At 70.3% G+C, this 26,739-nt stretch carries 29 protein-coding genes; 15 read left to right on the top strand and 14 right to left on the bottom strand.

The annotated features are described in order from the left end of the window. From VGH85_20940 to cysA, 5 genes are all read left to right on the top strand, one after another. Window positions 1–567, top strand: a 567-nt coding sequence (locus VGH85_20940) for a YihY/virulence factor BrkB family protein (GenBank protein HEY2176281.1), incomplete at its 5' end; no start/stop codon positions are given. A 448-nt stretch (window positions 568–1,015) separates the two neighbouring features. After that, window positions 1,016–2,029, top strand: a complete 1,014-nt coding sequence (locus VGH85_20935; GenBank protein ID HEY2176280.1) for a sulfate ABC transporter substrate-binding protein — start codon at window positions 1,016–1,018, stop codon at window positions 2,027–2,029. After that, complete coding sequence (cysT, locus tag VGH85_20930; GenBank protein ID HEY2176279.1) at window positions 2,019–2,846, top strand: sulfate ABC transporter permease subunit CysT; 828 nt, start codon at window positions 2,019–2,021, stop codon at window positions 2,844–2,846. Before VGH85_20935 ends, cysT begins: the two co-directional genes overlap by 11 nt. Continuing rightward, window positions 2,836–3,630 carry a sulfate ABC transporter permease subunit CysW gene (gene cysW / locus VGH85_20925; protein ID HEY2176278.1) on the top strand — a complete coding sequence of 265 codons (795 nt, stop codon included), beginning with the start codon at window positions 2,836–2,838 and terminating at the stop codon, window positions 3,628–3,630. The genes cysT and cysW overlap by 11 nt, the downstream gene beginning before the upstream one ends. After that, window positions 3,630–4,625 (top strand): sulfate ABC transporter ATP-binding protein, encoded by a 996-nt coding sequence (gene cysA / locus VGH85_20920; GenBank protein HEY2176277.1) that lies wholly within the window; start codon window positions 3,630–3,632, stop codon window positions 4,623–4,625. The genes cysW and cysA overlap by 1 nt, the downstream gene beginning before the upstream one ends. 9 nt (window positions 4,626–4,634) lie before the next feature. Here cysA and VGH85_20915 read toward each other — a convergent pair whose 3' ends face one another. Next, window positions 4,635–4,883 carry a glutaredoxin family protein gene (locus tag VGH85_20915; protein HEY2176276.1) on the bottom strand — a complete coding sequence of 83 codons (249 nt, stop codon included), beginning with the start codon at window positions 4,881–4,883 and terminating at the stop codon, window positions 4,635–4,637. A gap of 9 nt (window positions 4,884–4,892) precedes the next feature. Further along, window positions 4,893–6,434 carry an AMP-binding protein gene (locus VGH85_20910; GenBank protein ID HEY2176275.1) on the bottom strand — a complete coding sequence of 514 codons (1,542 nt, stop codon included), beginning with the start codon at window positions 6,432–6,434 and terminating at the stop codon, window positions 4,893–4,895. Window positions 6,435–6,692: 258 nt separating this feature from the next. Between VGH85_20910 and VGH85_20905 the strand changes: the two genes are divergently transcribed. Together VGH85_20905 and VGH85_20900 are read left to right on the top strand one after the other, a co-directional pair. Further along, a complete protein-coding gene (locus VGH85_20905; protein ID HEY2176274.1) occupies window positions 6,693–7,031 on the top strand; it encodes a hypothetical protein in 339 nt (112 codons plus the stop codon). 113 nt (window positions 7,032–7,144) lie between these two features. Then, window positions 7,145–7,381, top strand: a complete 237-nt coding sequence (locus tag VGH85_20900) for a hypothetical protein (protein HEY2176273.1) — start codon at window positions 7,145–7,147, stop codon at window positions 7,379–7,381. Here the strand turns inward: VGH85_20900 and VGH85_20895 are convergent. After that, window positions 7,368–7,934, bottom strand: a complete 567-nt coding sequence (locus tag VGH85_20895) for a hypothetical protein (GenBank protein HEY2176272.1) — start codon at window positions 7,932–7,934, stop codon at window positions 7,368–7,370. The two genes, VGH85_20900 and VGH85_20895, sit on opposite strands and share 14 nt — an antisense overlap. Before the next feature lie 48 nt (window positions 7,935–7,982). Beyond that, on the bottom strand, window positions 7,983–9,974 hold the full coding sequence (locus VGH85_20890; GenBank protein HEY2176271.1) for a glycoside hydrolase family 15 protein: 1,992 nt from the start codon (window positions 9,972–9,974) through the stop codon (window positions 7,983–7,985). Between the two features lie 188 nt (window positions 9,975–10,162). On the opposite strand from VGH85_20890, the gene VGH85_20885 reads away from it, so the two are divergent. Further along, complete coding sequence (locus VGH85_20885; protein HEY2176270.1) at window positions 10,163–11,071, top strand: squalene/phytoene synthase family protein; 909 nt, start codon at window positions 10,163–10,165, stop codon at window positions 11,069–11,071. A 70-nt stretch (window positions 11,072–11,141) separates the two neighbouring features. Continuing rightward, entirely contained in the window at window positions 11,142–12,077 is a 936-nt protein-coding gene (locus VGH85_20880; GenBank protein HEY2176269.1) for an HAD-IB family hydrolase, read from the top strand. Here VGH85_20880 and VGH85_20875 read toward each other — a convergent pair. From VGH85_20875 to VGH85_20835, 9 genes are all read right to left on the bottom strand, one after another. Then, window positions 11,989–12,564: a phosphatase PAP2 family protein gene (locus VGH85_20875; GenBank protein ID HEY2176268.1), complete on the bottom strand. Its 576-nt coding sequence runs from the start codon at window positions 12,562–12,564 to the stop codon at window positions 11,989–11,991. The two genes, VGH85_20880 and VGH85_20875, sit on opposite strands and share 89 nt — an antisense overlap. Next, window positions 12,561–13,913, bottom strand: coding sequence for a diacylglycerol kinase family protein (locus tag VGH85_20870; GenBank protein ID HEY2176267.1), 1,353 nt, complete (start codon window positions 13,911–13,913; stop codon window positions 12,561–12,563). The genes VGH85_20875 and VGH85_20870 overlap by 4 nt, the downstream gene beginning before the upstream one ends. Window positions 13,914–13,968: 55 nt before the next feature. Further along, window positions 13,969–14,991 carry a lysophospholipid acyltransferase family protein gene (locus VGH85_20865; protein HEY2176266.1) on the bottom strand — a complete coding sequence of 341 codons (1,023 nt, stop codon included), beginning with the start codon at window positions 14,989–14,991 and terminating at the stop codon, window positions 13,969–13,971. Then, on the bottom strand, window positions 14,984–16,021 hold the full coding sequence (locus tag VGH85_20860; protein HEY2176265.1) for an NAD-dependent epimerase/dehydratase family protein: 1,038 nt from the start codon (window positions 16,019–16,021) through the stop codon (window positions 14,984–14,986). Before VGH85_20860 ends, VGH85_20865 begins: the two co-directional genes overlap by 8 nt. A 10-nt stretch (window positions 16,022–16,031) precedes the next feature. Further along, window positions 16,032–16,943 (bottom strand): SAM-dependent chlorinase/fluorinase, encoded by a 912-nt coding sequence (locus tag VGH85_20855; protein ID HEY2176264.1) that lies wholly within the window; start codon window positions 16,941–16,943, stop codon window positions 16,032–16,034. Between the two features lie 60 nt (window positions 16,944–17,003). After that, the gene (locus VGH85_20850; protein HEY2176263.1) at window positions 17,004–17,102 is read right to left on the bottom strand and encodes an AURKAIP1/COX24 domain-containing protein; all 99 of its coding nucleotides are present in this window, start codon (window positions 17,100–17,102) and stop codon (window positions 17,004–17,006) included. A 69-nt stretch (window positions 17,103–17,171) separates the two neighbouring features. Then, window positions 17,172–17,651 (bottom strand): 2-C-methyl-D-erythritol 2,4-cyclodiphosphate synthase, encoded by a 480-nt coding sequence (gene ispF / locus VGH85_20845; GenBank protein ID HEY2176262.1) that lies wholly within the window; start codon window positions 17,649–17,651, stop codon window positions 17,172–17,174. Continuing rightward, window positions 17,648–18,238, bottom strand: a complete 591-nt coding sequence (locus tag VGH85_20840) for a 2-C-methyl-D-erythritol 4-phosphate cytidylyltransferase (GenBank protein HEY2176261.1) — start codon at window positions 18,236–18,238, stop codon at window positions 17,648–17,650. The genes ispF and VGH85_20840 overlap by 4 nt, the downstream gene beginning before the upstream one ends. Before the next feature lie 61 nt (window positions 18,239–18,299). After that, on the bottom strand, window positions 18,300–18,782 hold the full coding sequence (locus VGH85_20835; protein HEY2176260.1) for a CarD family transcriptional regulator: 483 nt from the start codon (window positions 18,780–18,782) through the stop codon (window positions 18,300–18,302). 214 nt (window positions 18,783–18,996) lie between these two features. Between VGH85_20835 and VGH85_20830 the strand changes: the two genes are divergently transcribed. The 6 genes from VGH85_20830 (at window position 18,997) to VGH85_20805 (ending at window position 24,833) form a co-directional block, all read left to right on the top strand. Beyond that, entirely contained in the window at window positions 18,997–19,731 is a 735-nt protein-coding gene (locus tag VGH85_20830; GenBank protein HEY2176259.1) for a hypothetical protein, read from the top strand. Window positions 19,732–19,830: 99 nt separating this feature from the next. After that, complete coding sequence (locus VGH85_20825; GenBank protein HEY2176258.1) at window positions 19,831–20,613, top strand: UbiA family prenyltransferase; 783 nt, start codon at window positions 19,831–19,833, stop codon at window positions 20,611–20,613. A gap of 55 nt (window positions 20,614–20,668) precedes the next feature. Continuing rightward, a complete protein-coding gene (locus VGH85_20820; GenBank protein HEY2176257.1) occupies window positions 20,669–21,238 on the top strand; it encodes a copper chaperone PCu(A)C in 570 nt (189 codons plus the stop codon). Window positions 21,239–21,340: 102 nt separating this feature from the next. Then, window positions 21,341–22,744: a DNA repair protein RadA gene (gene radA, locus VGH85_20815; protein ID HEY2176256.1), complete on the top strand. Its 1,404-nt coding sequence runs from the start codon at window positions 21,341–21,343 to the stop codon at window positions 22,742–22,744. A 134-nt stretch (window positions 22,745–22,878) separates the two neighbouring features. Next, entirely contained in the window at window positions 22,879–23,958 is a 1,080-nt protein-coding gene (gene disA, locus VGH85_20810) for a DNA integrity scanning diadenylate cyclase DisA (protein HEY2176255.1), read from the top strand. After that, entirely contained in the window at window positions 23,955–24,833 is an 879-nt protein-coding gene (locus tag VGH85_20805) for an A/G-specific adenine glycosylase (protein ID HEY2176254.1), read from the top strand. Before disA ends, VGH85_20805 begins: the two co-directional genes overlap by 4 nt. A 93-nt stretch (window positions 24,834–24,926) precedes the next feature. Here the strand turns inward: VGH85_20805 and VGH85_20800 are convergent. Next, window positions 24,927–26,739: ATP-dependent Clp protease ATP-binding subunit (locus VGH85_20800; GenBank protein HEY2176253.1), on the bottom strand; the 1,813-nt coding region annotated here is incomplete at its 5' end.

The following is a 26,739-nucleotide window of genomic DNA, read 5'->3' as shown; positions in this document are numbered from 1 at the left end:
TACGAGGTCGAGGAGGGACGCGGGTTCATCAAGCTGCGGCCGCTCCAGCTGGTCGTCACCCTGGTCCTGGTCCTGCTGCTCGCCGTCGTCCTGCTCGCACTGGCGCTGACCGGCCCGATCGCGGGCAAGGTCGGATCGGCCGTCGGCGCCGGATCGGCCGCCGTCACGGCCTGGAACATCGCCAAGTGGCCGGTGCTATTGCTCGTGGTGATCGCGATGATCGCCGTGCTCTACTACGCCGCGCCCAACGCGAAGCTCGGCGGCTTCAAGAAGGTCCTCCCCGGCACCGCTCTCGCCGTCATCGTGTGGCTCGTCGCCTCGGCCGGATTCGCGTTCTTCGTGGCCAACTTCGGCTCATACAGCAAGACCTACGGCGCGCTCGGTGGCGTGATCGTCTTCCTGGTCTGGCTGTGGCTGACCAACCTGGCGATCCTCTTCGGCGCCGAGCTCAACGCCGAGCTGGAACGCAGCCGGCAACTCGACCGCGGCGAGCCCGGTGCCGAGCGTGAGCTCCAGGTCGAGGAGCGCTCCCGGCCCAAGCCGAGCAAGAGGTCTCGCACCGCGTAGGACCTCCCGCCCGCCACCGCCCGTCCGTCTCCGATCGCCGCCCGCCGCCCGCGCTTCCATGATCGTGATCGGATTCCGTCGGCGTTTCGCGGCTTTTTCCGATCACGATCATGGGGCGGGGCGAGGGCGGGGGCGGGGGCGGGGCGGGGGGGCGAGCGACCCCACTCTCCTGCTCCATGATCAAGAGGGGATTCGCTCGGCGTTTCGTAGCGAAATCCCCTCTTGATCATGGAGGGGTGGCATGGGTAGGTCGCCCGGCCGTCGGTGGCCGGCGACCGCCCGGCGCTGACGATTACGCCGCCGGAAGACCCGGAACGACCCGATCGGGTGGCCTTGCCCGCTGCCGTGAGCGTCGTTTTCCCAAAAGCCGACCATTTCGATAGGCTTGATGTACAACTAGGTCTGCGGGGGGACCTACCGCCTGCATGCAGCGATCAGGGAGAAGTACATGAAGGCAGTGAGTTCCCGCCGGCTGGTGGCTGCCGTCGGCATCGCGGCCGTAGCGGCGGTCACAGCCGCCGGCTGCAGCGTCAATGGCGCATCAGCGCAGGGCAGTAAGAACCTCGCTCTGGTCGCTTATTCGACGCCACAGGAGGCATATTCCAAGCTCATCCCGGCGTTCCAGGCGACCAGCGCCGGCAAGGGCGTGACGTTCTCGCAGTCCTATGGAGCATCCGGTTCCCAGTCCCGCGCGGTGATCGCCGGGCTGAAGGCCGATGTGGTCGAGATGTCGCTTACGCCGGATGTCACCAAGCTGGTCAAGGCCGGCATCGTGCCCTCGAACTGGAACGCCAACCAGTACCACGGCATCATCACCGACTCGGTCGCGACGCTGGTCGTGCGCAAGGGCAACCCGAAGCACATCAAGGACTGGAGCGACCTGGTCAAGCCGGGCATCAAGGTCGTGACGCCCAACCCGTTCAGCTCCGGCTCCGCGCAGTGGAACATCATGGCCGCCTACGGTTCGCAGATCAAAGAGGGCAAGACGCCGGCCCAGGCGCTCTCCTACCTCAACCAGCTGTTCCACCACGTGGTCGCCCAGGACAAGAGCGGTCGCGACGCACTGAACAACTTCACCAGCGGTACCGGTGACGTCCTGATCAGCTACGAGAACGAGGCGATCGCCGCGCAGCAGGCCGGCAAGTCGGTCGACTACGTGACCCCGTCGCACACGATCCTGATCGAGAACCCGCTGGCAGCGACCAAGGGCGCTCCCTCCGCGGCGACGGCGTTCGTGAAGTACCTCTACACCGCGCCGGCGCAGAAGATCTTCGCGTCGAAGGGCTACCGGCCGGTCGTCAAGGCCGACCTCGACTCGAGCAAGTTCCCGACTCCGAGTGGCCTGTTCACCATCAACGACCTCGGCGGATGGCCGCAGGTGCAGAAGACGTTCTTCGACCCGACGAACGGCAAGATGGTGGCCATTGAGAAGAGCGTGGGAGTTTCCACAAGTGGCAACTGACACCCTGAGCACGCGGCGGTTCAGCCGCCGGGCGGCGGGTACTCGTACCCACCGCCCGGCGCTGGCCGGCGTGCTCAGCTCCGCTTACCTGTCGATCGTCGTCCTGCTTCCGATCGCGGCGTTGGTCGCGACCGCGGCGACCGGCAGCTTCTTCAGCTCGATCACGCAGCCCGAGGGGCTCTCGGCGTTGAAGTTCACCGTCGTCATCTCCTTGATCGTCGCGGTGATCGACTCCATCACCGGCCTCGCCATCGCATGGGTGCTGGTCCGGGACGATTTCCCGGGGAAGAAGTTCGTCAACGCACTGATCGACCTGCCGTTCGCACTCCCGACCATCGTCGCGGGGCTCACCCTGCTCGCGCTGTACGGCAAGGACAGTCCGGTCGGCATCGACGTGTCGTCCACCAGGATCGGCGTGCTGCTCGCGCTGCTCTTCGTGACGCTTCCGTTCGTCGTCCGGGCCGTGCAGCCCGTGCTCGGCGAGCTCGAGCGCGACGTCGAGGAGGCCGCCGCGTCGCTCGGTGCGAAGCCGTTCACGGTCTTCCGCCGGGTGATCCTGCCCAGCCTGCGCTCGGCGATCCTGTCCGGTGCCGGGCTCGCGTTCGCCCGGTCGTTGGGCGAGTTCGGCGCGATCATCCTGATCTCGGGCAACCTGCCCTACAAGACCGAGATGGCGTCGGTCTTCATCTTCAACCAGCTGGAGAACGGCAACCAGGCCGGTGCCGCCGCGGTGTCCGTGGTGCTGCTCGTCGCCTCGTTCCTGCTCCTGCTCGGGCTCCGTGCACTGGCCAATCGAGGGAGGCGTCGTGAAGGGTAAGTTCGCCGTCCGATTCGGTGCCCTCGGTTATCTCGCGCTGCTGCTCCTGCTGCCGATCGCTCTCGTGGTCTGGCGCACCTTCGAGCACGGCCTCAAGCCGGTCATCGACACCCTCACCTCGCCGGCGGCCGTGCACGCGTTCTGGCTGACGATGTTGATGGCCGCCGTCGCCGTACCCCTCAACACCCTCTTCGGCGTCGCTTGCGCCTACACCCTCGTCCGCCGAAGGTTCCGTGGCCGCAGCGTCTTGAGCGTCATCGTCGACCTGCCCTTCGCGGTGTCGCCGGTGGTCCTCGGACTCGCGCTCTATGCGCTGTACGGACGGACCGGCTGGCTGGGCCCGTGGTTGTCCGAGCACGGCCTCCAGGTGATCTTCTCGATCCCCGGCATGATCCTCGCCACCGTGTTCGCCTCGCTGCCGTTTGTGGTCCGCGAGGTCGTCCCCGTGCTCCAGGAGATCGGTACCGACCAGGAACAGGCCTCCTCGACCCTCGGAGCGTCCGGTCGGCAGACCTTCCTGCGCATCACCCTGCCGGCCATCCGATGGGGCATCGCTTACGGCGTCGTGCTGACCACGGCGCGGGCGCTGGGCGAATTCGGTGCGGTCAGCGTCGTGTCCGGAAACCTGATCGGTCAGACGCAGACGCTGCCGCTCTACGTCGAGAACCGCTACGACAATTTCGACCTCTCCGGCGCCTACACCGCGTCGTTCCTGCTCGCCGCGATCGCGGTGATCGTGCTGCTTTTGATGACCAGGCTCAACCGCTCGAAGGAGACGAAGTAATGGCGATCGAAGCAGTCGGCGTCACCAAACGGTTCGGCGACTTCGTCGCACTCGACGAGGTCACCGTGTCGGTGCCCGACGGGTCCCTGACCGCCCTGCTCGGCCCGAGCGGCGGCGGCAAGTCGACCCTGCTGCGCATCATCGCCGGGCTGGAACAGCCCGACACCGGGCACATCATGCTCGACGACGCCGACGTCACCAAGCGACCGGCCCGGCAGCGCGGCATCGGCTTCGTCTTCCAGCACTACGCGGCGTTCAAGCACATGAGTGTGTGGCAGAACGTCGCGTTCGGTCTGTCCATCCGGCACACGCCGAAGGCGGAGATCAAGGAGCGGGTGTCCGAGCTGCTCGAGTTGGTGCACCTCGACGGCTTCGCCGACCGCATGCCGGCCAACCTTTCCGGTGGGCAGCGGCAGCGGATGGCCCTGGCCCGCGCGCTCGCGGTCCAGCCGCGGGTGCTGCTGCTCGACGAACCGTTCGGCGCACTCGACACCAAGGTGCGGTCCGAGCTACGGGACTGGCTGCGCCACCTGCACGCCGAGATGCACGTGACGACTGTGTTCGTCACGCACGACCAGGAAGAGGCGATGGAGCTCGCCGAGCAGATCGTGGTGGTCAACCACGGCCGCGTCGAGCAGGCCGGCACCCCCGACCAGGTCTACGACGACCCGGCCAACGCGTTCGTCATGGGCTTCGTGGGAGCGATCACCCGGATCGGCGACAACTACGTCCGCCCGCACGACATCGAGATCGTCCGCACGGCGGAGCTCGACACCCACCGGGCGACCGTGGACCGGCTGACGTGGCTGGGGTTCCAGACCCGGGCCGAGGTGCTGCTGAGCGACGGTCAGCGGGTCACGGTCAACCTGACCCGCGCGCACGCCGACGAGATCAACCTGCGCGACGGCGATGTGGTGCACCTCAAGCTCCGGCGGGCGCGTCAGTTTCCGGCCGCCGCCCCCGAGCCAGAAGAAGAGCTCACCCTCACCGGGTGACCCACCCGCTCAGCGCTGAAGAGCGCGCCGCAGCCGGTCCTCTTCGACCCGGTAGTAGCCATGCACGGAGCCGTCGACGAGGACCACCGGAATCAGCTCGCCGTACTCCGCGGTCAGCTCCCGGTCACCGTCGATGGCGATCTCCTCGACCGGGGTGCCCAGCGGGCCCGCGATGCGCTCCAGCTCGGCGCGGACGCTGTCACACAGGTGGCAGCCGGCCCGGGTCACCAGCGTGATGCGGTGGTCTGTTGGCGGCACCTGAGGAGCCTACGACGCCCTGTCCTCGGCGTCGTCATCGGCGTCGTCCTCGACATCGCGCAGGGCTGCCGTGCGCACCTTTCCGATGACCGAGTGCGGCAGCTGGTCGACGAACTGCACCTGGGTCGGACACTTGAACCGGGCGAGTGAGCGCGCGCACCAGGCCCGCACGTCGTCGGCGTCCAACGTTGCCCCGGGCCGGCGTACGACGAAGGCCTTGACCGCCTCGCCGGTGTATTCGTGCGGTGTCGCGACGACCGCGGCTTCGCTCACCGCGGGATGCCTCATCAGCACGAGCTCGACCTCGGCCGGATAGACGTTGAAGCCGCTCACGATGATCAGGTCCTTGCGCCGGCCGACGAGGTAGAGGTCGCCGTCGTCGTCGGGGTAGGCCACATCGCCGGTGGCGAACCAGCCGTCCTCGGTCGGACCGCCGTGACCGTCCGGCCAGTAGCCGGAGAACAGGTTCGGACCGCGCACGACGATCTCACCCGGATCGTCCTCCTCGACCGGTTCGCCCTGCTCGTCGCGGAGTTCCAGCGTCACACCAGGGATTGCCCGGCCCACCGACAGCGGCTTACGCACCTCGCTCATCAACGTGCTGGTGAGCACCGGGGCCGTCTCCGTGAGGCCGTATCCCTCCTGCACCACCACCGAGGTCAGCTGCTCCAGCCGCTCCAGGGTCGGAGCCGACAGCGGAGCCGCTCCGGACAGCGCCAGTCGGACGTGGGCGAACGCCGCGGTGACCGCCCGCGGATCGTCGTGACGCGCCCAGGCGACATACATCGGTGGCGCGCCGACAACGTTGGTCACTCGATGACGCGTCATCACCTCGAGCGTCGCGGCCGCGTCGAAGCGGTCGATCAGCACCCCGGTCGCCCCGGCGTGGGCAAGCATTCCCAGCCCGGGACCGAGACCGTAGATGTGGAACATCGGCAGGACGAGCAGCACCACCTCGCCGGGCCGGAGCACGCTGGGCGTGATCTGCGCGCACTGGTCGAGATTCGCCAGCAGTGCCCGGTGGGTCAGCATCGCGCCCCGCGGTCGGCCGCTCGTGCCGCTGGTGTAGACGAGGACCGCGAGATCGTCGTCTCCGCCCGACGTGGTCGGCGGATCCGCGGGTGCGTCCGCCAGCAGCTCGGTCAGGGTGCGCGCGCCGTCCGGGCCGCTCGGCGCGGCGACCACCAGGTGGTCGATATCGAGCCCCTGCGCAAATCCGATGGCGGCCACCGACGAGGTCACCAGCAGCCGGGCGCCGGAGTCGGCGATCAACGTCGTGAGTTCGGGTTCGGTGTATCCGGTGTTCGCCGGTACGACGACCAAGCCGGCCCGAAGGGCGCCGAAGAAGGTGACCGGGAATTCGACGACGTTGCCGAGTTGGATCGCCACCCGGTCTCCCCTAGCCAGTCCGAGGCCTGCGAATGCGGCGGCGGCGCGATCGATGCGCGCGTCCAACTCGGCCCAGCTGAGGACGTCGCCGCCGGCGATCAGAGCGGCTCGTCCGGGATCGCGACTCGCCGCGCGACCCACCAGGTCCGCGAGGTTGGCCATGTCGGCAGTGTGGCACAGCAGCCACAAAGAGACCGCCGGTGATCGGCGGACCGACGTGGGCCCGAAAGTGCCGACGCGACCGGCAATTTGACCGAATAACGCCGAAGGGGCGAAGGGAGCTTGCACTCAGAGCCTTGTTCCCCTGCGCCGGGCCGCGTTCTGTTGCACGCTTGATGAAGCAACGTTTCGTCTGCATGGCCAGGGTCGAAACGAGCGCGTATGTCAACGGGGACCGAGGGTGGTCGGGGGGTGGGCGCAGTGGCAGTGATTCTCGCCCGCTGCCAGACCTGCGGACCGGTGCGGGTGGACATCCGTACCGCCGTTCTTGTTTTCATTCCGCAGGGGCGGCTACGCCGCTCGCGCTACACCTTCCGGTGCCCCGGTTGCGGACAGGTCCGGCTACGGACGGACCTGAACGCGACGGATACGGCCCGCCTGCTCGAGGAGGGCGCCGGCTACGTCGCGGCCGAACCGCCCGAGGAATTCTTCGACTCGGTACGGACCAAGCCGGACCCGTTCTCCAACGCCCAGGTCGAGATTCTCGCCACGACGATGAACGAGCTCACATTCCTTGCCCGCACGGCAGAAGAGGAGTGACTGGGCGCTCGATCGAGATTCCTAATCACTACTTGTGATCCGCGTGTGACAGGTAGTGTCCAAGTGGTCGGACGGTCCGGAACACTCGGGTCGTACCGCACAACGGGGGCAGGGTGAGAAATGTGCTGTGGCTCGGTTTGGTGACCCCTCTGATGCTCTTGGGCTTCCTCCTGGCGATGCACTCAATCGAGCAGCGCGTCTTCCCGTCGACGGGGCCCGGCACCGACCCGCGGACTCCGCAGCTGAGGACCGATGCACCGCAACTCGGGCTTTCGCCGGTAGCGCCGGGCGGCGACCTGATCGGTCTGGCGATGACGCCGGACACCGGCCCGCTGGTCAGTGCACAATAGCCTTCAGCCCCACCAGCGCGAGTCCGAAGCAGGCGGCCAGCGTCGCGCTCAAGAGCAGGCTCGCACCGGTCGATCCACTCCGCCGGCCGGCGACCCATCCCAGCCAGAACAGCACGACCGTCGTCACGCTCAGGGCGATCGTCACGGCGAGACTCAGATCGGCCCCGCAGAGGCCGGCCACGATGAGCACCACGAGCGGCACATAGGACGCCTGCACCATCGGCCATCGCTCGGTGAAGTGGCTGCGCAGCCGAGCAAACGACTGAACAGCTGGCTTGTTCATCCGCTCGGCAAGGAGCGCGGAATAGGCCTCTGCGGCCCAGTACACCAGCACGGTGACCAGCACGGAGACACATACCGCGAGGAACGATTCCTCCTCGCCCGCGGCGGCCGTGACCGAGGCGCTGACGATCGTTCCGTAGATAGCGGCCGGGGCCGCCCGTGCCGTGACGACGCCGCGCAGGTGTCGGTACCACCGGGTGCGGCGCGGCGCAGTCGCGGCACCCGAATCCGCGTCGGCCGCGCCGGTTTTGCCCTGCTCAGCCATGTTCACCGTTCGAGTGTGGCGCCCCAGCACGCCGCTCGTGGCGCGACATCCCGCTCAGTTGTTGGGCGACGTCGCACCTGCCTGCGGCGCGACGCCGACGGCGGTGTTGCCGTTGCCCGGGGCCACGCCGCCTCCGTTGGTTGACCCGACCGGCTGCATCCGCGCCTCGACGCCGGTCATGGCCGCCCGGAACCCCGGGATCTGGTCCTTCGCCTGGTCGTAGGACGCCGGCATCAATCCGCTCGCACGATCCAGCGCCGCGTCGAGGTTGATCGCGGCATTGATGAGCGCGAGATGGGTGAACGCCTGCGGGAAGTTGCCGAGCTGCTCGCCGGTGATCCCGATCTCCTCGGCGAAGAGGCCGAGGTGGTTGGCGTAGGTGAACATCTTCTCGAAGGTCAGCCGGGCAACCTCCAGCCGGTTCGACCGGGTCAACGCGTCGACGTACCAGAACGTGCAGATCGAAAAGGTGCCCTCCGAGCCCTGCAGGCCGTCCGGCGACGCGGACGGGTCGTAGCGGTAGACCAGGCTGTCAGAAACCAGTTCGCCGTCCATCGCGTCCAGAGTGGACAACCACTTCGGGTCGGTGGGTGCGATGAATCCCACCGCAGGCATGAGCAACAGCGACGCATCGAGGACGTCGGTGCGGTAGTGCTGCACGAACGCCTTGCGCTTCTCGCTCCAGCCGCGGCTGTGGATCTGGCGGTAGATCTCGTCGCGTTCTGAGGTCCAGCGCGCGACGTCGCCGGGCCAGCCGTGCATGTTCGCCAGGCGGATCGCCCGGTCGAAGGCCACCCACGACATCAGCCGTCCGTAGGTGAAGTCCTGGGCCCCGCCGCGGGTCTCCCAGATCCCGGCGTCGGGTTGGTCCCAGTGCTCGCACAGCCAGTTCAGCATGCCGCTGAGCTCGGCCCACCCCCGACTGCCGATGACCCCACTCTGTTCGTCGGCGAGGAAGAGGCAGCCGAGCGCCTCGCCGAAGATGTCCAGCTGCAGTTGGTCGGCCGCACCGTTGCCGAGCCGGACCGGCTTGGAGCCGCGGTATCCCTCGAAATCCTTGACGATCGTCTCGACCAGGTCCGAGGAGCCGTCCACCCGGTACATGATCTTCAGGGGCCGCTCGCCTTCGCCGGACTCCTCCCCGATCCGATCGCTCAGCCAGTCGGTGAATGCCCGTGCCTCGTCGGTGTATCCGAGACCCAGCAGTGCCTGCACCGAGAACGACGCATCCCGCACCCAGGTGTAGCGGTAGTCCCAGTTGCGCTCCCCGCCCACCTGCTCGGGCAGTCCCGCGGTCGGCGCCGCGACGAGACCACCGCTCGGTGCATAGGTCATGAGCTTCAACGTCATGGCCGAGCGCGCCACCTGCTCGCGCCAGCGACCGCGGTAGGTCGACTTGCCCAACCAGTCACGCCAGTAGCGGGCGGTGTCCCAGAAGAGTTTGAACACCTCGGCCGGGTTGGGCCGGTGCGCCGGCTGCTCGGCCTCGGATTCGAGGATCATGCCCCGGACCTCGCCGGACTTGAGGGTGTCCTCCGCCCGGACGTCGCGTCCGTCCTGGTGCAGCGATACGCCGGTGTGCAGCGTGAACTTCGAACCACCTGCCCGGAAGACCGCGCCCCCATCGGTGATCTCGACGTCGTGCTCGAGCCGGCCGAAGTCGAATCGCGGAGCACATTCGAATCCGAAGCGCATCTCCCCGCGCACCACCCGGACCACCCGGACGAGGCGGTGATTGTCGCTCGCGTGCTCCTCGTCGCTGATCGGCATGAAGTCGATGACCTCGCCGACCCCGTCCGCCGACATGAAGCGGGTCACCAGCAGGGCGGTGTCGGGCAGGTAGAGCTGCTTGCTCACGTAGTCGGTGTTCACCGGGGCGATCCGGAACCGGCCACCCTTCTCCCTGTCCAGCAGCGACGCGAAGACGCTCGGCGAGTCGAAGCGCGGCGAGCAGAACCAGTCGATCTCGCCGTCGGTCGTTACCAGCGCCGCCGTGTGCAGGTCACCGATGAGCCCGTGGTCAGCGATGAGCGGGTAGTCAGCCATGGCCTGCCTTCCGTTGCGGTTTCCCTGAGCGTCGCCCGACCCGCGGGGGCCTCGAATCACCCAGACGGGGTGAAGAACCTGCGGACCACACGGGTGGCGCCTGTTTCCCCGCTCCGGTTTCGCCGCTCTGGCGCCGCCCGAGGGGCCGGAGAGGTATGAAAGAGCAGGACGCACGGTGAGGAGGGCCTGTGGTCAGCGCCGTCCCGGTCCAGCCTGGTCTCCCCGTCGACGCGGGCATCCCATCGCGCCCCGCCGGATCCCCGCCGGACGTCCGGCTCGACCGGTTCACCGCCGACGCGGATCCGCTGCCGACCGGCGCCGGGCTGCTTGCCCCGTGGCAGCGCCGCCGCCTGCGCACGCTCTACGACTACGTGGGCCTCGTCCGGAGCGTCCCGGACCGGCCGGCCGTCCTGCAGGCCGACCTCCTCGACGCGCTGGAGGACGACCTCGACCGCAAGCATCCGCGCAACCCGACGATCGCCCGGACCCGTCGGCTGGCCAAGAGCCGCGGGCTGCCCACCACCTGGCTGCATCAGCTGATCTCCGCGGCCCGGCAGGACCGGCTGATCACCCACTACTCCTGCTTCGACGATCTGCTCGGCTACTGCCGACTCTCGGGGTCACCGCTGGCGCAACTCACCCTCGGTGCCCTCGGCGACGACGATCCCGGTAACGGCGATCTCGCCGCCACCGTGGGCAGTGCGGCCCGGTTGCTCGATCTGTCGAGCCGGGTCTGCGTCGATGCCGACCGCGGCCGGGTCTACCTGCCGCAGGACGAACTCAGCACCCGACGGCTGCGCGACGACGAACTCACCGCCCGCCCCGCCCTTGCGGCAACGCGGGCGGCGGTCGAGGCGCAGGCACACCGGGCCTACTACCTGCTGGCCAGCGCGGCTCCGCGCCTGGCGGATCTGTCCTGGCCGGCGCGCATCGCTCTGACCGGCATGGTCACCGACGCGCTGACCCTGCACCACGCGATGCGGGCGGAGCGGTACGACACCACCGGCTGGCCGTTCGTCCCGCCGCGGCCCGATCGCATCCGGGCATTCGCGACCGGCCTCACCCGCCCGCACCGACTGGCCGGCTTCGCCGATTGAGCACGCCGCGGACCGATCGGTTACCGTCGCGGTGCCCTACTGCCGGTGACACCCGAGGAGGATCGGCGCCGTGTGGCCGCTCTCACGCCGTGCCCGCGACGGCCGGGCAGTGCGTGCGGTGCTCGCGGGCGAGGCCGCCGCGGCGGCCGCCGAGGTCGACGTCGCCGCCGCCGTACCGATCGATCCCACCGCGGCGGCGTTCTTCGACGTCGACAACACGATGATCATGGGCTCGTCGATCTATTACTTCGCCCGCGGCCTGGCCGCCCGCAAGTTCTTCGATACCCGCGACCTCGCGGCGTTCGCCTGGCAGCAGGTGAAGTTCCGGATCGGCGGCCGGGAGAGCACCGGAGACATGCTCCAGGCGCGGGAGGCGGCGCTGGCCTTCGTCGCCGGCAAGCGGGTCGACGAGATCGTCCGGCACGCCGAGGACATCTACGACGACCTGATGGCGGAGCGGATCTGGTCCGGCACCCGCGCGCTCGCCCAGGCGCATCTCGACGTGGGCCAGCGGGTCTGGCTGGTCACGGCGACCCCGGTCGAGTTGGCGTCCGTGATCGCCCACCGGCTCGGATTCACCGGCGCCCTCGGCACCGCGGCCGAGGTGCGCGACGGCGTCTACACCGGGCACCTGGTCGGTGAACCGCTGCACGGGCCGGCCAAGGCGGAGGCCGTGCGGGCGCTGGCCGAGCGTGAGCACCTGGACCTCACCCGCTGCGCGGCGTACAGCGACTCGGTCAACGACCTGCCGATGCTGTCGCTGGTCGGCCGCCCGGTCGCGGTCAATCCCGATTCGGTGCTGCGGGCCAAGGCGCGGACGGCCGGTTGGGAGATCCGGGATTTCCGCACCGGCCGCAAGGCCGCCAAGGTGGGCGTGCCGTCGGCCCTCGGCGTCGGCGCGCTCACCGGCGCCGCGGTCACGGTTGCGGTACGCCGCCGCCGGTCGACCGGCGCCGTGACCGCCGGGCTGCAGCGCGTACCGCGCCCGCGCATACCGACCCGATGAGCGACCCGGTCACCACGTCACCGGGGTAGTGCACGCCGGTGTGGACCCGGGAGTAGGCGACCGCAGTGGCGAGCACGAGCAGCGGGAAGGACAGCAGCGGAAGTTCGTCGCCGGCCGCGACCGCGAACGCGAAGGCGGAGGCGGAGTGACCCGACGGGAACGACGTCGAGTCCGGCATCCGGACCTGGCGGGCCGTCGGGACGCCGGCGGCGAGCCGATCCGGACGGGACCGGGGACGCAGTCGCTTCGCCCCGATGTTGACGGTCGCCGAGGCGAGTCCGATCGACGCGAGGCCGAGCACGGCCGACCGCCTACCGTGCCGGCCGAAGATGGCCAGCCCACCGGCCACGCCCAGCCACAGCCGGGAGTAGTTCGCCGCGTTGGACAGTCGGCCCAGGGCGACGTCGAGGGTCGGCGTGGGGGTGGCCGCGATGGCGCGATAGACGGCGAGGTCGAGCGCGTCGAGTTCGCGCAACACGTCCTTCATCCCCGGCTGCCACGCCCCGTGCTGAGCGCGAGCCGGCCCAGGCGGGACCAGGACATCGGCGGCCGGATGGGTATTACCCCCGGCCGGTTCCGGGGCACCCGGACCCGCAGGGCCCCCGCGCTGATCGTGCAGCGCACGGGGGTCGGCAGCACCAGTGCCTCGCCGTCGACACCGACGGGTATCTCGGCGCGGTCGGCGTCGACCGTGACCTCGCGGGTCTGCAGCGTGGTCAGTCCGCGCCGGTGGCGGGCAGCGACCATCGCGGCCACCTGGGCGGCGTTCTCCACCCTGATCCCGATCAGGCCGAGCACGCCCTGGTCGAGCCGCGCACGCCGGCCGAGGCCGGCGATGTCGCCGGTCTCGTAGGGGTTGTTGCTCACCAGCAACGCCTGCGGCGCCTCGATGGTCAGCTCCTTCGTGTGCGCCACCAGTCGCGGCCCCTTCTCACCGGTGAGCAGATCGGGAAGCATCTGCAGCGTCGTCCCGGTCTTGTCGTCGCGGTACGCCGGGCTCTGCACCACCGCAGCGTAAGCGCCGAACGACGCGTTGTTGACGAACGTGCGGTCGCCGATGCGGCCGAGGTCGATCCGCAGTTCGACCCCGTCGCGCAGGGCGTCCAGGCATCGCGCCGGGTCGTCCCGGTCCAGTCCGAGGTCGAGGGCGAAGTGGTTGCGGGTGCCGGCCGAGATGACCATGAAGGGAACGCCACTCTCGCTGGCGACTCCCGCAACCAGGGCCTGGGTCCCGTCTCCCCCCGCGACCCCGAGCAGGTCTGCTCCGTCGGCGACCGCCTGGCGGGCCAGGGCCGCGACGTCGAGCCGCCCCGGTCCGGCCAGCAGGGTCACGTCGGCGCCCATCGCCCGGGCCCGCTCCTCGAGGCCGAACTTCACGACCTTCCCGCCACCGGAACGCGGATTCATGATCAGGAACGGGTGCGCCGGTGCCGGCACCTCGTACTCGTGCACGACGTCGCGCTCGACGGACGCGGCCAGTGCGGTCCGGCCGGAGAAGACCGAGACCACCCACAGGCCGATGGTCACCAGGATCACCCAGATCAGCCCGCTCCCGGCGTAGAGCACCAGGATGATCACCGGGGCCGCGACGACGAGCACGAGGGCGAGCGCGCGCAGGAGACCGCGGGTGGTCAGGAACCACCAGATCGCCGCGAAGCAGACCGCCGCACCCGCCGCACCGGCCAGCCCGGCGGCGATGGCCTTGAAGCCGGCGAATGCGATGAGCACGGCCAACGCGCCCGCGGCGCTCAGGAACGACAGGCGGGCGAGCCAAGGTTGCCACGTTTTCGGTGGCTGGGCCGCCGGTGCCGGCGGGGTCTGCACCGTCGCGGTCATCCTCGGCCTCCCCGGCCGCCGCGGCGCGTGGGCCCGCGCCGTGAACGGCTCTGCCTCAGTGTCCCTGTCCGACACCGCCCGCGGGTGGCTCTTGACCGGGCTGGGTGCCGACCAGTCCACCGAACGCCGACCGGCGGCGCAGCAGCAGCCGGTAGAGGGTCTCCTGAATGGTCTCGCGGACCTGGTCGGTGAGGTTGAAGACCAGCATCGGGTCGTCTGCGGCGCCGGACCCGAAGTCCGCGGTCTCGATCGGCGCACCGAACTCGATCAGCCACTTCGACGGCAGCGGGACCGCGCCCAGCGCACCGAGCCAGGGAAAGGTCGGCGTCAGCGGGAAGTAGGGCAGGCCGAGCAGGCGCGCCAGCGTCTTGGCGTTGCCGAGCATCGGATGGATCTCTTCGGCGCCGACGATCGAGCACGGCACGATCGGGACACCGGTGCGCAGTGCGGTGCTGACGAAACCGCCACGGCCGAAGCGTTGGAGCTTGTATCGCTCCGAGAACGGCTTCCCGATCCCCTTGAAGCCCTCCGGCCAGACCCCGACGAGTTCCCCGCAGCGCAGCAGCCGCTCGGTGTCGAGCTGACAGGCGAGCGTATTGCCGGCCTTGCGGGCGATCTCCCCGACGACGGGCATGCGGAAGACCAGGTCCGCGCCGAGCATCCGCAGGTGGCGATGCTCGGGATGATGATCGTGTACGGCGACCGCGGTCATCACCGCGTCCCACGCGATCCCGCCGGAGTGGTTGGCGACGACCAGCGCACCGCCCTCGGCGGGCACGTGCTCGACGCCGCTCACCTCCACCCGGAACCACCGCTCGAAGATCGGTCGCAGCAGCGGAAGCACGGCGTGGTCGGTCAGGTCGGCGTCGAAGCCGAACTCGTCGATCCGGTAGTCGCCGGTGATGCGGCGCCGGAGGAACGCGAGCCCGTCGGCCAGCCGCTCCTCCCACTCCGACCCGGCGTCGGCGGACGGTTCCCCCGACGGCTCGTTCGACTCGTTCGAGTCGTTCGGACCGTTCGGCTCGGGCGGCTCGAGCGGATCGCCGCCGTGCAACGGAACGACCCTGGCGTCAGGCACCGGCAGTCTCCCGTCCGGTCAGCAATCCGTAGACGCGCCGCTCGGCCGCCTCGACGAGGCGGGAATCGACGATCCCGACCAGTCCGCGGCCGCGGACGAAGTCGTCGAAGGCCTGCACCGTGCTGAAGCGCGGGCGGTAACCGAATTCCTCGCGCAGTCGCGCCGTGTCGACGACGCGGCCGAAGTTCAACAGTCGCGTCTGCTCGGGTGATACGTCGATCCGTCCGGTGTGCCGGAGCAACCGGGCGACGCCACTCACCGCCGGCGACGGGATCGGGAGCTCGATCCGCCCCGCCCGGCGGATCGCCTGTGACAGCGACACCACGCCATTCCCCGCGACGTTGACGGTGCCCGGTCGGTCGGTCCGCGCGGCCAAACGCAGCACCTCGACCGCGTCGTCCTCGTGCAGGAACTGCAGCCGCGGGTCGAAGCCGAGCACGGTGGGCACGACCGGGAGCGCGAAGTATCGGGTGACGGCGGTGTCGACCGTCGGCCCCACAAGATTGGCGAACCGTAGCTGGCTCACGGTGACATCGGGGCGCCGTCGACCGAACCCGCGCACGTAGCCCTCGATCTCGATCGAGTCCTTGGCGTAGCCGACCCGGGGCAGCGACGGTGGTTCGGCCTCCTCGGTGAACATCGCCGGATCGCTCGAACTCGAGCCGTAGACTGCCGTGCTCGACATGACCACGAATCGTCGCACCTGCGGCGACTTCTGGCAGGCAGCGAGCAGTTGCATGGTGCCGATGACGTTCATCTCGGCCATCGTCGCCCGGCCGCCGACGGCCATCGGCGCGGCGGAGATCGAGAGGTGGACCACCGTGTCGACCGCCGCCGCCGCGATCACCTTCGCGATCAGCGGGTTGCGGATGTCGGCCCGGACGAACTCGACCCGACCGAGCCGGGACCGGGCCGGCGGAACGGTGTCCACCCCGATCACCCGGTCGACGCCGGGGTCCTCGGCCAGAGTGCTCGCCAGGCGCAGGCCCAGTTCACCGCTGATTCCCGTCACCAGCACGACCGACGACATGCGCTCTCTCCTACGCCGTACCGGCGCTCGGTGGCCAGTCGACGACCTTTACCTTCTCCGTCGGTCCGGGCAGGGCCCCCTGCGGCACGCGGGAGAGCACCATCGGGTCGCCCGGTTTGGCACCGAGAGTGAGGTCGGCCCGGCCCATGGTCGTCAGGACCGTGATCGCACGGAACGAGTCCTCGTAGACGAAGGTTCGGCCGGCCGCCACGTCACCGAAGTTGAGGGTGAACAGCACCTGCATCGCCTTACCGCCGTAGCGGAGCTCCACCGTGTCGCCCAGGGCGATTCCCGACGCCTCCAGGTCGGCGCGGGCGATGTTGAGCTGCAGGTTGCCGAAGTGGTCGACCATCTCCACGGTGCCGTGCACATGATCGCCGTGCACGAACGGCGCCCGCGGGTGCAAGGCGACGAGATCGGAGGGCTCGATCCGGTCTCCGACCTCTTCGAGGTCGAGGCCCGCGGCCAGATGGGCCGCGACGGGCGCGAAAACGTCGCGGCCGCGGAAGCTGCGGGCCGGCTTGGGGTGCCACAGCGCGGAGTTGGTGAGCTCCCGTGCGGCGGTGACCCCGCCCAGGTCCGACCAGGACAGCGAGGACACACCGTTGTCCGGGCACACGAACGTCGACCCGTTGCCACAGCGGATCGCCACCGGCCGGACCATGCCGGGCCGGAGGGGATCAACGAGCGCCAGATGGACGCCGGCCGGCAGCCAGGGCAGGGCCTCGTGGAGCAGGCGCGCACCGATACCGACGCTCTGAGCGGGAACCTGATGACAGACATCGATCACCCGGGCCTGCGGGGCGATGCCGGCCATGACGCCCTTGCAGACGCCGACGAGGTGATCGTCGAGCCCGTAGTCGGAGAGGAAGGTCACCCACGGCATCGTGACCGCAGCGTCGGACGCTGCCGCACTCGGCATTGCCTACCTCCGAAGCCTCGGTGACCCGTCGACGTCGACGGGCCCGCCACGCGCGGTGGGCTACTTCTTGTTGCGCCGCGCCACTCGGGTGCGCTTGAGCAGCTTGCGATGCTTCTTCTTCGCCATCCGTTTGCGACGCTTCTTGATGACCGAGCCCACGGCAACTCCAGCTGGTAAGAATGTGGCCGGCTCAGCCTACCCGTAGGACGGCACCACCGGTTACCGCGCTCAGGTCCGCCGGACCACGAGGGCGGTCGCCATCGCCGCGATGCCCTCACCCCGGCCGGTGAGCCCGAGCCCGTCGCTGGTGGTCGCCGTGAGCGTGACGGGCGCGCCGAGCGCCTCGGACAGCACGGCCTCCGCCTCGGCCCGCCGGGCCGAGATCTTGGGGGCGTTGGCGATCACCTGTACGGCGGCATTGCCGACGACCCAGCCGGCGTCACGCAGCCGGATCGCGGCCTCGGTCAGCAGCGCGGCCCCCGAGGCGTCGGCCCAGCCCGGCTCGGCCGTGCCGAAGATCTGGCCGAGATCGCCGAGACCGGCCGCGGAGAGCACCGCGTCGCAGATCGCGTGGGCGGCGACGTCGCCGTCGGAGTGCCCGACGCACCCGGGCACGCCCGGCCAGAGCAGACCCGCCAGCCAGCACGGCCGGTCCGGCTGCACCGGATGTATGTCGACGCCCACCCCCACGCGGGGCATGTCGGTCACGACCGGGACCGCCCGGTCGCCCGCACGTCGTCGCCGGAGATGGTGCGCACCGGCACGCCGAGCCGCCCGAACAGGGTGATCTCGTCGTCGTCCTCGCCCGGGGCGGCACCGGCCACCGCCTCGGCAAGCGCTTCCCGAGCGAAGCCCTGCGGGGTCTGGACCACACGCAGGGCCGATCTGTCCACAGTGGACAGCAGTTCGCCCGAATCGCCGACCCGCTTCACCGTGTCGGCCAGCGGCGACACCGGGACGACCGCCCACGCTCCCGCGCGCACGGCGGCCACGATTGCGGTGACGACCTCAGGCGGCGCCGGCACCCGGTCGTCGGTCTGGATAAGGACGACCTCAGTCTGCGGCGGCAGCGCAGCCAACGCCCTGCTCATCGATTGCCGGCGGGTCGGTCCGGGCTCGACGAGGACGACGTCGCCGGAGGTCCGGAACGGTTGCGCGGCGGCCTCGATCGGATCGGTGCCGACCCGGGGCAGGGTGACGACCACCAGCGTGTCGACCGTCGTCGCCGATATCGGCCGGGCGGTCTCGCCCGGAGCAGGACAGTCCGATTCGAGCACGATCACCGCGACGCTCATCGTGGATGAGACACGGTATCTGTCGTCCCGGAGTGGGCGAAGGGTCGCGGTCGCGCCGCCGTCAGGAGGCGAGAACCTCGTCGAGCAGCACCTCGGCCTTGTCTTCATTCGTGCCTTCGGCGAGCGCGAGCTCACTGACGAGGATCTGGCGGGCCTTGGAGAGCATCCGCTTTTCTCCGGCGGACAGGCCGCGCTCCCTGTCCCGGCGCCAGAGGTCACGCACGACCTCGGCGACCTTGTTGACGTCGCCGGAGGCGAGCTTCTCGAGGTTCGCTTTGTAGCGGCGGGACCAGTTGGTGGGCTCTTCGGTGTGCGGCGCACGCAGCACCTCGAATACTCTGTCCAGCCCCTCTTGCCCCACGACGTCGCGGACGCCCACCACTTCGGCGTTATCAGCCGGTACGCGGACGGTGAGATCGCCCTGCGCGACCTTCAGAACGAGGTAGATCTTTTCCTCGCCCTTGATGACGCGAGTCTCGATGGCTTCGATGAGGGCTGCCCCGTGATGCGGGTAGACCACGGTTTCGCCGACGTTGAACACCATGTGTGACTAACCCCTTTCGCTGAATCAAGGATAGCACGATCGGGGGACATCCTCGACGGCGGGAGACTGCAAAACCGCAGGTCAGAGGGCACATCCGGGGGCGTATGGGTATTGACAACCGGCGGGTCGGCGCACTCAGCAAAGGCATGCTCGGGGCAAAGTTTCTGCGATATCCGGCCTGGCGTGGCGGCCCCGAAAGGCGCAGGCTAGACACGTGGGCTTCGACGAGCAGGGTCACTCGGGCGCCGACGGTTCGCCGTCGGAGTGGCAACCCGGAGACCAGCCCGACGGTGCGCCCATGGTCGTCCCGGACGACATCAGCGAGCTCGATGCCGATATCCGCGCGTGGCGCCGGGAGCAGCGCACCGCCCACCGCCGGACCGCGCTCGACCGGGTCTTCCTCCGCGGCCGGTTCGGGCTGATGATGCCGCTCGTGCTGGGCTTTCTCCTGCTCGCCGCCGTATCGAGCGTCGTCACCCTGATCGTCTCCTCACCCCCGCCCCAGCGGCCCGGTGCGCTGCCACTGGCCCGCCCCTCGGCCGGCTCCGGCCGGGTCGGCGGGCTGGTGCCCGACGTGACCACCCGCGATGCCCTCGGCGCCGCGCAGTCGCTGCGGGCGATTCGCCCGGCGGTGCTGCTGTTGGCCCCCGCCGGATGCGCCTGCGACTCCGCCATCCGGTCGTTGGCCACGTCGGCCGAGCACAACCGACTCCGGCTCACCGTCGTCGGTGACCGGCGTCCCGCGCTGCCCGACGAGGTGTCGGCCTCGCTCGCCGTCAGTCGCAGCGAGCCGACCGGTCGACTGCTGCGGAGCTTCCGCGCCACGGAACGGCCGGTCACCGTGCTGGTCCGGGCCGACGGAGTCATCGACCGGATCCTGCGCCGGATCCCCGGCGCGGGGATGCTCGACAACGAGATCGCCGTGCTGTCGGCCTACGTCCCCCGCTGACCGTCCATAGTGGACAGTGAAACGGCGGCTCGCCGCCCCCCGCTGCGCCGCAGGGTCATCGCCCTCGCCCTCGCCTGTCACCTTGCTCCTACCGTCGCGGTGACGGCGGTGTCGGCCGCGCTCGCCGTCACCATCGGCCGTGGTCCGGCCGGCACCGTGGCCGTGGCGGCCGCCGTACTGGCCGGACAGCTGACGATCGGATGGACCAACGACTATCTCGATCGCGGCCGCGACGCCGCGGTCGGCCGGCGGGACAAGCCGCTGACGCGCGGCGACATCACCCCGGCCACCGTGCGGGGTGCGGCGATCGTCGCCGCCGTGGCGGTCGTCCCCCTGTCCCTGCTCTCCGGCGTCATCGCCGCGGCGCTGCACCTGATGGCGGTCGCGTCCGGGCTGACCTACGACCGGTGGCTGAAGTCGACGGCCGTGTCGGTGTTGCCCTTCGTCGTGTCGTTCGGCCTGCTGCCGGCCTTCGTGGTCGCCGGCCTGCCCGGCCATCCGGCGCCGCCGGCCTGGGTCGTTGCGGCCGGGGCGCTGCTCGGAGCGGCGGCGCACTTCGCCAACGTGCTCCCCGATCTCGACGACGACGCACGCACGGGCGTACGCGGTCTGCCGCACCGGCTGGGCGCGATGCCGTCGCGCATCGTCACAGTCGTGCTGTTGACGGCCGCCTGTCTGACCCTGGGCTTCGCACCGCCGGGCCCGGTCCGCCCGGGCCAGGTCATCGGTGTCGTCGCCGCGCTGATCGTCGGGGTGTCCGGACTCGTGATCGGGCGGCGGCCGGGGTCGCGGGCCGCCTTCTACGCCGTCATGGTGGCGGCCGCCATCGACGTCGCACTGCTGCTGGCCGCCGGGCACGATGTCCCCGCCGTCGTCGGGTGACCCGGCCGGTCTAGGCTGTCGCACGTCGCGCACCGCCCGAGGAGGACCCGCCGCCGTGAGCCGCCCGATTGCCGCGCGCCGCGGCAGCCGTGTCTCCCCACGCCGTCTCGCCGCCGTGGCCTTCGCCGCGGTCGGCATTCTGCTCGTCTCGGCGTGCTCGTCGGGCCAGATCGCCGAGACGGCAGAAGAAGTCCCCGCCGTCGACGGTGCGTCCGCGTCGGTCGGCAGCATCGACCTGCGCGACGTGACGTTGGCCTACCCGTCGACCGGCTTCTATCCCGCCGGGTCGAAGGCTCCGCTCCAACTGGCCATCATCAACACCTCGACCCGGCCCGACGTCCTGGTCGGCGTACACAGCCCGGATGCCCGCACCGCGGTCGGCACGACCGGAACAGCTCCCACGTCCGCGGTGACCGGCACCGGCACGGTCCGGTTGCCGATCGGGCCGCAGGAGACCCTGCTCGTCGGCCGCCGCCCGTCGCTGACGCTGGTGGGCCTGACCGCGCGGCTGCGCCCCGGCCGGACGATCCCGGTGACCCTCCGGTTCGCCCGCGCGGGCGCCGTGACCATTCCGGTGCCGATCGCGACGCCGCAAACCCCGTTGCCCCAGCGCGGCGGCGGCTGAACACCCGAGGTTGTCCGACCCGCGCCCTAGGGTGTCGCCTGTGATCGAGCCAACGGTCGAGCCGACGAGAAGCAGTCCGGTGCCGAGCCGGCGGGGCGGAGCGTGAGCGCCGCCCGGACGCGCGAGCGACCGGCCTACCGGTGCACCGAGTGCGGTCAGTCCGTGCCGCGCTGGGTCGGCCGATGCCCGGAGTGCCAGCAATGGGGCTCCGTCGCCGAGGTCGGCGCGCTGCGCGCCGGCCTGGCCCAGGTCGACGCCGGTCCGGTGACCGCGCCCGCCCGACCGATCGCGGAGATCGACGTCGAGGCGGCCCGGGCCCGGCCGACCGGCGTGAGCGAGCTCGACCGGGTGCTCGGCGGTGGTCTGGTGCCGGGGGCCGTCGTACTCCTCGCCGGTGAGCCGGGGGTCGGCAAGTCCACCTTGCTGCTCGAAGTCGCCCACCGCTACGCCGACCGCGCCGACCGTCCCGCCCTCGTCATCACCGGCGAGGAGTCGGCCGCCCAGGTGCGGTTGCGGGCCGAGCGCACCGGCGCACTCAATCCGGCGCTGTTCCTCGCGGCCGAGACCGATCTGGCCGCAGTGATCTCCCATGTCGACCAGGTGTCCCCCGGCCTGCTGATCGTCGACTCCGTGCAGACCATCTCCTCGGCGGCGGTCGACGGGACCGCCGGCGGGGTCACCCAGGTGCGGGCGGTGGCCGCGGCGCTGATCGCCCTGGCCAAGGAGCGCGGGATCGCCACCGTTCTGGTCGGTCACGTGACCAAGGACGGGGCGATCGCCGGCCCCCGGCTGCTCGAGCACCTCGTCGACGTCGTCCTCTCCTTCGACGGCGAGCGGCACTCGACGCTGCGGCTGCTCCGCGCCGTCAAGAACCGCTACGGGCCGGCCGACGAGGTCGGCTGCTTCGAGCTCGGTGACTCCGGGATCGTCGGAATCCCCGACCCGTCCGGGCTCTTCCTGTCCCGGCGCGACGAGGCGGTCGCCGGCACCTGCGTCACGGTCAGCGTCGAGGGGCGCCGACCACTGATGGTCGAGGTGCAGAGCCTGGTCGCCGCGTCGACCCTGGCGACGCCGCGGCGGGCGGTGTCGGGTCTGGACTCGGCGCGGGTCGCGATGATCCTCGCGGTGCTCGAGCGTCGCGCCGACATCCCCGTCGGCAAGGCCGACGTCTATACCGCGACCATCGGCGGCGTCCGGGTGTCCGAGCCGGCCGGTGATCTTGCGATCGCGCTGGCGGTGGCCTCGGCCCAACGGGACTTTCCGCTGGCCACGGGCCTCGTCGCGCTCGGAGAGCTCGGCCTGGCCGGTGACATCCGCCGGGTCGGTGGGGTCGGCCGGCGCCTGACGGAGGCCGCCCGGCTGGGCTTCACCCTGGCGATGGTCCCCGCCGGGCAGCGCGAAGACGTTCCCGGGATGCGGATCCGCGAGGTCACCGACCTCAGATCGGCGCTGGCGGCGCTGGCGGCGCTGCGCGGCCAGGCCATTCCGATGCGCCGCCCGGCCTGACAGCACTCCTTACGCGACGCGAACACGGTCGTGTTCGTCCCGGAGGCGGAATCGCCCTGCGCGCGCCCGTAGACTGACTGCGGCAAGTAGACAACTCTGCGTACATATCGGCATCAAGACCACCGGGAGAGGCCGTGCCCACGTCGGACCGCGACGAGAAGCTGCGGTCGACCCTCGCGCTCGTCGCACCCGGCACCGGTCTGCGGGACGGCCTCGAGCGCATTCTGCGCGGCAACACCGGCGCCTTGATCCTGCTCGGCTACGACCGGGTGGTGGAGCCGTTGTGTACCGGCGGCTTCGAGCTCGACGTCGAATTCTCCGGCAACCGCGTCCGCGAGCTGGCCAAGATGGACGGCGCCGTGGTGCTGTCCTCCGACTGCGCCCGGATTCTGCGGGCCGCGGTGCACCTGATGCCGGATCCGTCGATCCCGACCGACGAGTCCGGCACCCGGCACCGGACCGCCGAGCGGACCGCGGTGCAGACCAGCTTCCCGGTGATCTCGGTGAGCCAGTCGATGCGGATCATCAGTCTCTACGTCGACGGCCGGCGCTACGTCCTCGACAACTCCGCCGCCGTGCTGTCCCGCGCACACCAGGCGCTCGCGACGCTCGAGCGCTACAAGCTGCGGTTGGACGAGGTCGCCGGCACGCTCTCCGCGCTCGAGATCGAGGATCTGGTCACCCTCCGGGACGCGATGAGCGTCAGCCAGCGGCTGGAGATGGTGCGCCGGATCGCGGACGAGATCGAGGGCTACGTCGTCGAGCTCGGTGTCGACGGGCGGCTGCTCGCGCTCCAGCTCGACGAGCTCATGGCGGGGGTCAACGCCGACCGGGAGCTCATCGTCCGCGACTACGTTCCGAGCGGGCGGCGGAGCCGGTCGACCGAAGAGGTGCTGGCCGATCTCAGTGCGCTGTCGGCGACCGAGCTGATCGACCTCACCCTGGTGGCGAAGGCGACCGGCTACCCGCCGACTTCGGAGGCGTTGGACAACGCGGTGAGCCCGCGCGGCTACCGGCTGCTCGCCAAGGTCCCGCGGCTGCCCACCACGGTCATCGACCGGATCATCGACCACTTCAAGGGCCTGCAGAAGCTGCTCGCCGCCTCGGTGGAGGACCTGCAGGCCGTCGACGGCGTCGGCGAGTCGCGGGCCCGCAGCATCCGGGAGGGGCTGTCCCGGCTGGCCGAGTCGAGCATCCTGGAGCGCTACGTGTGAGCAGCGCCGGCCTGGCCGACGCCGCGATCGACTGGTACGACGGGCACGCCCGGGACCTGCCCTGGCGGAACGCTGGCGTCGGTGGCTGGGCGGTGCTGGTCAGCGAGGTGATGCTCCAGCAGACCCCGGTCGCGCGGGTGCTCCCGGCGTACGAGGCGTGGCTCGCCCGCTGGCCCACCCCGGCCGACCTCGCCGCCGAGCCCGTGGGCGAGGCGGTCCGGATGTGGGGCCGCCTGGGCTATCCGCGGCGTGCGCTGCGGCTGCACGAGTGCGCGACCGCCCTCGTCGCCGAACACGCCGGTCGGGTGCCGAGCGACCCCGAGGCACTGCGTGCGCTGCCCGGAGTCGGGGCCTACACCGCCAACGCCGTCGCGGCCTTCGCCTTCGGCCGGCGGGTGCCGGTGGTCGACACCAACGTGCGCCGGCTTGTCGCCCGGTCCGTGCTCGGCGTCGCCGACACCGCCGCGAGCACCGCTCGCGACCACGCCGCGGTCGAGGCGCTGCTGCCGGTCGAGCCGGCGCGGGCGGCGCGGACGTCGGTGGCATTCATGGAGTTGGGGGCGCTGGTCTGCACGGCCCGGGCGCCGCGCTGCCCGGCCTGTCCGCTGCGTGACGTCTGCGCCTGGCGGCTGGCCGACTGCCCGCCGTACGACGGGCCGGTCCGCACCCCGCAACGGTTCGCCGGCACCGACCGGCAGGTCCGCGGGCTGCTGCTCGAGGTGGTGCGCGACGCCGATCGACCGGTGCCGGGCGATCAACTCGACGCGGTCTGGCATGACTCCGGACAGCGCGCCCGGGCGCTGGCCGGACTGGTCGACGACGGACTTCTCGACCCGCTGCCTGACGGCCGCTACGCGCTACCCGGACACCGCTGAGGCCCCCCCGACAGAAACGATCCCGCCCCGCGGCGGCCGGATCGGCCACCCGCGGGGCGGGATCGTCATGCGGTCGTGCTTGGTGCCGTCGGGCTACTCCCCGGCGGTGCCGCCGGTGTCACCGGCGGTTCGGGCGACTCCGACCGGCGGTGCGTCGGGCACCGCAGCCGGCTTCGCCTCGCCGCGGAAGGTGAACTTCGTGTCGGCACCCTCTCCCTCGGCGTCGACCAGCACGATCTGACCGGCCGACAGCTCGCCGTAGAGGATCTTCTCGGAGAGCTGGTCCTCGATCTCGCGCTGGATGGTGCGACGCAACGGCCGGGCACCGAGCACCGGGTCGAAGCCACGCTCGGCGAGCAGTTCCTTCGCCTTCGTGGTCAGCTCCAGACCCATGTCCTTGTTGCGCAGCTGCGTGTCGACGCGGGTCAGCATCAGATCGACGATCTCGACGATCTCGAGCTTCGAGAGCTGGTGGAAGACGATCATGTCGTCGATGCGGTTGAGGAACTCCGGCCGGAAGTGCTGCTTGAGCTCGTCGTTGACGCGCTGCTTCATCCGGTCGTAGTCGGTCTTCGCCTGGTCACTGCCCGACTGGAACCCGAGGCTGACGGCCTTGGTGATGTCGCGGGTGCCCAGGTTGGTGGTCATGATCAGGACAGTGTTCTTGAAGTCGACGATCCGGCCCTGGCCGTCGGTCAGCCGGCCGTCCTCCAGCACCTGCAGCAGCGTGTTGAAGACGTCGGCGTGGGCCTTCTCGATCTCGTCGAAGAGCACCACCGAGAACGGCTTGCGCCGCACCTTCTCGGTCAGCTGACCACCCTCGTCGTATCCGACGTAGCCGGGGGGTGCCCCGACCAGCCGCGACACGGTGTAGCGGTCGTGGAACTCGCTCATGTCGAGCTGGATCAGCGCGTCCTCGTCACCGAACAGGAACTCGGCGAGCGCCTTGGACAGCTCGGACTTCCCGACGCCGGACGGGCCGGCGAAGATGAACGAACCGCCGGGACGCTTCGGGTCCTTCAGACCGGCCCGGGTACGCCGGATGGCCTGCGAGACCGCCTTGATGGCCTGCTCCTGGCCGACGATCCGCTTGTGCAGCTCGTCCTCCATGCGCAGCAGCCGGGAGGTCTCCTCCTCGGTGAGCTTGAAGACGGGGATTCCGGTCCAGGTCGCCAGGACCTCGGCGATCTGCTCGTCGTCCACCTCGGCGACGACGTCCATGTCGCCGGCCTTCCACTCCTTCTCCCGCTGCGCCTTCTCGCCGAGCAGCTGCTTCTCCTTGTCGCGCAGCGACGCGGCCTTCTCGAAGTCCTGCGCGTCGATCGCGCTCTCCTTCTCCCGGCGCACGTCACCGATCCGCTCGTCGAACTCCCGCAGGTCCGGCGGCGCGGTCATCCGGCGGATCCGCATCCGCGACCCTGCCTCGTCGATCAGGTCGATCGCCTTGTCGGGCAGGAAGCGGTCGGAGATGTAGCGGTCGGCCAGCGAGGCCGCGGCGACCAGGGCGGCGTCGGTTATCGACACCCGGTGGTGCGCCTCGTAGCGGTCGCGCAGGCCCTTGAGGATCTCGATGGTGTGCGCCAGCGAGGGCTCGCCGACCTGGATCGGCTGGAAGCGCCGCTCGAGCGCCGCGTCCTTCTCCAGGTGCTTGCGGTACTCGTCCAGCGTGGTGGCACCGATGGTCTGCAGCTCGCCGCGGGCCAGCATCGGCTTGAGGATGCTGGCGGCGTCGATCGCGCCTTCGGCGGCACCGGCCCCGACGAGGGTGTGGATCTCGTCGATGAACAGGATGATGTCGCCGCGGGTGCGGATCTCCTTGAGGACCTTCTTCAGCCGCTCCTCGAAGTCACCGCGGTAGCGCGAGCCGGCGACCAGGGCGCCGAGGTCGAGGGTGTAGAGCTGCTTG

The sequence above is a fragment of the Mycobacteriales bacterium genome (assembly GCA_036497565.1).
Lineage (GTDB): Bacteria > Actinomycetota > Actinomycetes > Mycobacteriales > QHCD01 > DASXJE01.
The sequence above is the reverse complement of the archived record's forward strand: the minus strand, read 5'-3'. Positions and strand labels throughout refer to the sequence as shown.

Excerpts from the sequence above, each read along its gene's own strand:
- VGH85_20935 (HEY2176280.1), top strand. The coding sequence starts at position 1,016 with ATGAAGGCAGTGAGTTCCCGCCGGCTGGTGGCTGCCGTCGGCATCGCG.
- VGH85_20835 (HEY2176260.1), bottom strand. The coding sequence starts at position 18,782 with ATGGTGTTCAACGTCGGCGAAACCGTGGTCTACCCGCATCACGGGGCA.
- VGH85_20875 (HEY2176268.1), bottom strand. The coding sequence starts at position 12,564 with ATGAAGGACGTGTTGCGCGAACTCGACGCGCTCGACCTCGCCGTCTAT.
- VGH85_20840 (HEY2176261.1), bottom strand. The coding sequence starts at position 18,238 with ATGAGCGTCGCGGTGATCGTGCTCGAATCGGACTGTCCTGCTCCGGGC.
- VGH85_20890 (HEY2176271.1), bottom strand. The coding sequence starts at position 9,974 with ATGGCTGACTACCCGCTCATCGCTGACCACGGGCTCATCGGTGACCTG.
- VGH85_20860 (HEY2176265.1), bottom strand. The coding sequence starts at position 16,021 with ATGTCGTCGGTCGTGCTGGTGACGGGAATCAGCGGTGAACTGGGCCTG.
- VGH85_20870 (HEY2176267.1), bottom strand. The coding sequence starts at position 13,913 with ATGACCGCGACGGTGCAGACCCCGCCGGCACCGGCGGCCCAGCCACCG.
- VGH85_20910 (HEY2176275.1), bottom strand. The coding sequence starts at position 6,434 with ATGGCCAACCTCGCGGACCTGGTGGGTCGCGCGGCGAGTCGCGATCCC.
- cysA (HEY2176277.1), top strand. The coding sequence starts at position 3,630 with ATGGCGATCGAAGCAGTCGGCGTCACCAAACGGTTCGGCGACTTCGTC.
- VGH85_20855 (HEY2176264.1), bottom strand. The coding sequence starts at position 16,943 with ATGCCGAGTGCGGCAGCGTCCGACGCTGCGGTCACGATGCCGTGGGTG.